This window comes from Stenotrophomonas sp. PS02297, from assembly GCF_029959705.1.
Lineage (GTDB): Bacteria > Pseudomonadota > Gammaproteobacteria > Xanthomonadales > Xanthomonadaceae > Stenotrophomonas > Stenotrophomonas nitritireducens.
Genome location: NZ_JASCOS010000234.1, coordinates 1 through 1,859 on the forward strand (window position 1 = coordinate 1; position 1,859 = coordinate 1,859).

1 protein-coding gene is annotated in these 1,859 nt (G+C 69.8%); it reads right to left on the reverse strand.

Translation table 11 applies throughout. The annotated features are described in order from the left end of the window. On the reverse strand, positions 1-1,840 hold a 1,840-nt coding region (locus tag QMX80_RS19135), incomplete at its 3' end, for an ATP-binding protein (protein ID WP_282278760.1). Positions 1,841-1,859 lie beyond the last annotated feature (19 nt).

Here is a 1,859-nt window from a genome sequence, read left to right on the forward strand (position 1 = left end):
GAAGAGAGGTGGTCTGCGCCGCCGATGCCGGCGCTTCCTCGACCGCGACGGGATCCGCTGGCCGGCTTTCGACCACGTTGTCGAAAGCCGGCCTGCACCAGCGCAGCAGGCAGGCCTGCAGGCCCTCGCGCGAAATGGGCTTGGAGAGGTAATCGTCCATCCCCGCGTCCAGGCAGCGCTGGCGGTCGCCGGCCATGGCGTTGGCGGTCATGGCGATGATGGGCAGGCGCGCGGCGTCCGTGGCCGCTTCGTGTTCGCGCCAGTGGCGGGTGGCGGCGTAACCGTCCAGGACCGGCATCTGGCAGTCCATCAATACCGCCTGGTAAGAGGCGGCCTGCAGCTTGTCCAGCGCGAGCTGGCCGTTGATGGCGGTGTCCACCTCGCAACCGATGACGGCCAGCAGCTTCTGCGCGACCAGCAGGTTGACGGGGTTGTCCTCGACCAGCAGCACCCGCGCACCGGCCAGGCCGGCATCCTTGTCCTGCAGCGTCTGGGGAGGCGGCGCCTGCATGGCCGCGACCGGTGGGAGCTGGCCGGCGGAAGGTGTCGCGATGACCGGCTCGGAGAGTGCCGCGCGCAGCGCCGCATCCGATGCCTGCCGCGACACCACGCGCGGGCTGTCGTGCAGTTCGGCGGGCAGTGGCTCATCGCCGTGCAGCCAGACCAGACGGTGGTCGCCGCCCGCGCGCTGCAGCGCCGCCACGCCAAGGCGCAGCGACGGCAGATCGCCGACGACTGCATGCCAGTGCTGCGGCGTGCCGGCCGAGCGCAGCAGGTCCAGTGCCTCCTGCACGGTATCCACGCTCCGCACTTCGAATCCCCAGTTTGGCAGGACGAGTTCCAGGCGCTGGCGCAGGCGCGCATCGGTGGAGACCAGCAGCACGCGCGGCTGGATGCCGTGCGCCGGCGCACGCAGGTCGCCGATCACCTTCAGCAGCGGAATCTCGAACCAGAAGGTCGAGCCCTGGCCTGGGACGGAGTCCAGCCCGATCCGGCCGTGCATCAGGTCGATGATGCGTTTGCAGATGGCCAGGCCCAGGCCCGTACCGCCGTAAAGCCGAGTGGTGGAGGCATCGGCCTGGGTGAAGGCGCTGAACAGGCGCTCCTGCTGGTCGGCGTCGATGCCGATGCCGGTGTCGCGGACCTCGAAGCGCAGCAGGTGCTGAGCGTTGGTCTCGCCCATACGCCGCACATGCACCTGGATGCCGCCGCGCTCGGTGAACTTGATCGCGTTGACCATCAGGTTGCTGAGGATCTGCCGCAGGCGCACCGGGTCGCCGCGCACCGCCAGGCGCACGGCCGGGTCCAGCACCAGGTCGATGCGCAGCCCCTTGTGCTGGGCCGAGCGCTGCATCAGCTGCAGCAGCGAATCGAGCAGCTCGCGCAGGTTGAAGGTGGTGATTTCCAGCTCCAGCCGCTGTGCTTCGAGCTTGGAGTAATCGAGGATGTCGTCAACGATGCGGAACAGCGCCCGCGAGCTCTCGCTGGCGGTGTTGAGCATCTCGCGCTGCTCCGCCGCCAGCGGCCCCTGCGCGACCATTTCCAGCATCGGGATGATGCCGTTGAGCGGGGTGCGGATCTCGTGGCTCATGGTGGCCAGGAATTCGCCCTTGGCCAGCATCGCCGCCTCGGCGTCCTGCTTGGCCTGCAGCATCTGCTGCTCGAGCTGGACATGGCGCTGCTGTTCCTGGCGCAGGCGCTGCAGTTCGCGCTCGTTGTCGCGGGAGCGCTGCGCGAATGCTTCGGACGTATCGGCCAGCGCGCGCGCGGCGAGCGCCGCCAGCAGCGCGCACAGGCAGGCGAGCGCGGCCAGGGCCGTGGCGATCGGCTGCGCGGGCACCGGCGGCGGAAGCCATGGC